The following is a 3,539-nucleotide window of genomic DNA, read 5'->3' as shown; positions in this document are numbered from 1 at the left end:
CGGCGATGGCTGTCTTGCTGATGATGCTGCCGGCGCAAATCAGCACCTGCATGACCACCGTAATCGCGATCACCGTTTTCAGCATGCGTGGTGTGAGCACAGGCCGCATCAGCATCACGGCCAGCAGGCCGCTCAGCAGAAAGACGTTGGCGCCCCAGCGTGGCTCCAGTTTATTATGGGTGACCAGGCCAAACAGGACCGTCATCGCCAGCGGCGCGACGCCGGCCAGCCAGATGAACAGCTTGTCGCGCTGCGCCAGGGGCAGCTGAGTCACGACGTCTGCGCGGCGGCGCTGGAAAGCCAGGAAGATCAGCGCCGGCAGGACAGGTGCGAAGCGGTAGAACTGGGTCAGCAGATAGTGCACGACACTGGCGAAATGCGCCTTGGYGCCAACCAGTGGCTGCATGACCGAGTGGGCGTACCTCATCGGTGGAAAGTCGTTGGAGTAAAGCCAAACCACGTGCGGCGAAATGACCAGCGCGAAAATGGCCGCCGCCAGCGCGACGCCAGCGAAAGTGCGGCGATGATGCAGGCTGCGGTCGAACATCAGATAGAGCACGAGTCCGGCCAGTGGCAGCACAGCCACATATTTCACCAGCATGGACAGCCCGGCAAACAAACCAGCGGCCGCCCACCAGCGCATATCGCCGCGGCGCGCGGCGAARAAGAAGGCCAGGACGGTTGCGGCCTGGAAGGGCAGCATGGCCGTGTTGTGGTTGTACGTGTCGGCGGCGCCGTTATGATAAAAGACGAGTGAGGTCAGCAGCACTGACAGCGCGGCCTGGCGCGTGGGGAGGAATTCCCGCGAAAGGCGCCATACCAGTGCCAGCGCCACGATTAYGCCAAGCTGCGAGATTACCAGCGGCAGCCACGCCGAAGGACCGAAAGCGGCCAGCGCCGCATGCATGATCCACGAAGGCAGGGGCGGGTGCTTCCAGTAGCCCGCCTCCAGCGCGGTGCCCCAGACCAGTTGTTCCGACGAGTCGAGGTCAGTCGAAGAGAATGCGAGCGCCCCGACGCCCCACATCAGCACCTGCAGCAGGCCAAGGAGCAGCAGGAACAGCGGCAGGCGCTGGTCGGACAGCAGACCAAGGCGCGGCGATTCTGCGCCGGCATAGGTGGAACGTGGTTGCGGGCGCAGAAGCGGCAGCGGGAAATTCATGTTGGCGGACTAAGAGATATTGCGGCATTGTTTTCTTTGTATCTTAGTGTATCAACATGAATTTTGCGTTAACTATCACTCCACCTTGAAATAAATGACGCTGCCTGTGACCCGCTGGCCACTGCGCATGCCGCCGAACAGGGCATAGCCTCCTTCGACAGGAATCAGGCCGCGGAAGTCCATGCCCGCTTCCGGCAAAGGCTTATGGGCGTGCCATGCACCATTCGCAAAACTGAACACGGCGGCCGATGGTTCGGCGGGCAGCTGGTCGTAGCCGATGCCGTTGTAGTTGTAGGCGCGGCTGCTGCCACCTGCGAACACCACGCGCTGGCCGTCGCCCACTGCGCCGGCACGGTACAAGGGAGCGCCGGGATGCGGTGGAAGCTGGCGCCAGCTGATGCGGCCCGGCTGCGCTGGATCGAGGTCGCCTCCCCAGCATTCCTTGCTGATGGCGAACTGGTTTTTGCCGTCCGGGCCTTTGCTGGACGTTACTCCGTCGCACACCACCATGCGGTCCTGCGCCAGGCCGCCCGCATGGCCGAATACCGGCTTGCCTGGCCAGGGAGTGCCGTTGGCCCATTGCCTGGTCTGCGTATCGTAGATCTGAACGTCTGCGACATTGCCCTTATCGTGCCAGCCGCTGACCAGCACAATCCAGCGGTCGCGCCAGGGCATGGCGACGGTATCGTCGACCGGCACAGGCATCGTGGTTTCGATGTCAAAGCGGCCGGTGTCAGGCGCGTAGCGGAACACTTCCGGCGTGGAGACTTCCTCGCCTTTGGCCGATACCGTGTAGCCGCCGATCAGATAGACCTTGCCTGCGACGGTCAGCGCCACGCTGGCCAGACGGCCCTGATCCACAGGGATTGCTCCGGCTTTGCGCCACTGCTGCGATTTGAGATCGTAGGCGTGCACGTCGTGCGCGATGTCGGCGAAAGTCCTGCCTTGCCCAAGGCCGTAGAAAGCGAACACCTGGTCGCCGGAACGCGCAACAGCCCAGTTGCTGCGCGCCGGCAGGTCCTGGGCTGTTGCGGACATGCTGGCCAGTGCGGCCAGCAGGATCAGTTTAGTCATTTATGCCTTTTGTTTAGTGGCCTGCGCTCTGGCCGCCGTCCACGTGCAGGGTTTCGCCGGTGACGAAAGGTGCGTCTTCGAGGTAGATCACTGCTTTTGCGATATCGCTCGATTCGCCCATGCGGCCCATCGGGTGCAGTTTACCCAGGAACTCGTGGGTTTCTTCACCGTGCATCGGGGTCTTGATGATACCAGGCGACACGGCGTTCACACGGATGCCGCGCTTGGCGTATTCGATAGCCAGCGACTTGGTAGCCGAAGCGATGCCGCCCTTGGTCAGCGAAGCCAGTGCAGACGGCACGCCTTCCACTGCATGCTCAACCAGGGTGGTGGTGATGCTCACGATGTGGCCGCTCTTGTTCTTCTCCATCTGTTCAATTGCCAGCTGGGTCATGTTGAAGAAGCCTGCCGTGTTGGTGCCGGTGATGGCTGCGTAATCTTCAGCGGTGTAGGCGGTGAACGGCTTGGCGATGAAGATGCCCGCATTGTTGATCAAGGTATCGACGCGGCCGAATTTGGTGACGGCTTCGTTGATGACGCGCTGTGCGGTTTCACGGTCGGCCACATCGCCTGCCACGGTGATCACATTCGGATTGTCGGAAGGTTTGATGTTGCGCGAGGTCGCCACTACGCGATAACCCTTATCCAGATAGGCCTGAACGATTGCTGCGCCAAGACCCTGGGATGCACCGGTGACGATTGCGACTTTTTGGTTAAAGCTCATTTTGTTCTCCAAGAGAGAGTTGATTTCGATGACTCCAATGTAGGTTGTGCCGCGGACAGATTGAAGGGCTTTCATGGATCAACACTTTTGCGCGCACGGAACAAGTGCGCCGTCATGAAGGCGTAACAGTTGGTCTCTACTCTGCCGGTCGTTGCAATTACCTCCAACTTAATCGACAGGCAATTCAAATGAAGAAGAATCTCTGCGCGGCTGCAGTGGCATCCGTGATCGCATCCCTCCCTGTGCTGGTGCACGCGCAAGCCGACAACGCAGTGGATGCCGAGGCGGCAGCGGCGACTGCAACGGCAGCAGCTGCGGCGGTGGCTGATGGCCCCATCGCCACCGTGGAAATCGCCACGCACAAGACCCGCTCTGCAGTTGCGATGAACAAGAGCGACATCCAGAAGATCCTGCCAGGTATCAATCCGCTGAAGGCGCTGCAAACCCTGCCGGGCGTGAGCTTCCAGACCGCCGACCCATGGGGTAACAACGAGCAGAATCTCTCGCTGTTCGTGCACGGCTTCAATGCATGGGGTAACAACGAGCAGAATCTCTCGCTGTTCGTGCACGGCTTCAATG

At 60.9% G+C, this 3,539-nt stretch carries 3 protein-coding genes and 1 pseudogene; 1 reads left to right on the top strand and 3 read right to left on the bottom strand.

Going from position 1 to position 3,539, the window contains the following annotated elements; all coding sequences use genetic code 11:
- From AB4Z11_RS26695 to AB4Z11_RS26685, 3 genes are all read right to left on the bottom strand, one after another.
- A partial coding sequence (locus tag AB4Z11_RS26695) for a glycosyltransferase family 39 protein (RefSeq protein WP_442028867.1) occupies nt 1–1,162 on the bottom strand: 1,162 nt, incomplete at its 3' end.
- 75 nt (nt 1,163–1,237) lie between these two features.
- Nucleotides 1,238–2,236, bottom strand: a complete 999-nt coding sequence (locus tag AB4Z11_RS26690) for a Kelch repeat-containing protein (RefSeq protein WP_442028866.1) — start codon at nt 2,234–2,236, stop codon at nt 1,238–1,240.
- 13 nt (nt 2,237–2,249) lie between these two features.
- Complete coding sequence (locus tag AB4Z11_RS26685) at nt 2,250–2,960, bottom strand: SDR family NAD(P)-dependent oxidoreductase (RefSeq protein WP_442028865.1); 711 nt, start codon at nt 2,958–2,960, stop codon at nt 2,250–2,252.
- A gap of 188 nt (nt 2,961–3,148) precedes the next feature.
- Here AB4Z11_RS26685 and AB4Z11_RS26680 point away from each other — a divergent pair.
- Nucleotides 3,149–3,539, top strand: a pseudogene (locus tag AB4Z11_RS26680) (hypothetical protein); the annotation flags it as partial.

The organism is Pseudoduganella sp. RAF53_2 (genome assembly GCF_052113985.1).
Lineage (GTDB): Bacteria > Pseudomonadota > Gammaproteobacteria > Burkholderiales > Burkholderiaceae_D > Rugamonas.
Note: the sequence above shows the minus strand (reverse complement) of the source record. Positions and strands in the feature narration are given on the sequence as shown.

Coding starts and splice junctions, on each gene's coding strand:
- AB4Z11_RS26690 (WP_442028866.1), bottom strand. CDS start 2,236: ATGACTAAACTGATCCTGCTGGCCGCACTGGCCAGCATGTCCGCAACA.
- AB4Z11_RS26685 (WP_442028865.1), bottom strand. CDS start 2,960: ATGAGCTTTAACCAAAAAGTCGCAATCGTCACCGGTGCATCCCAGGGT.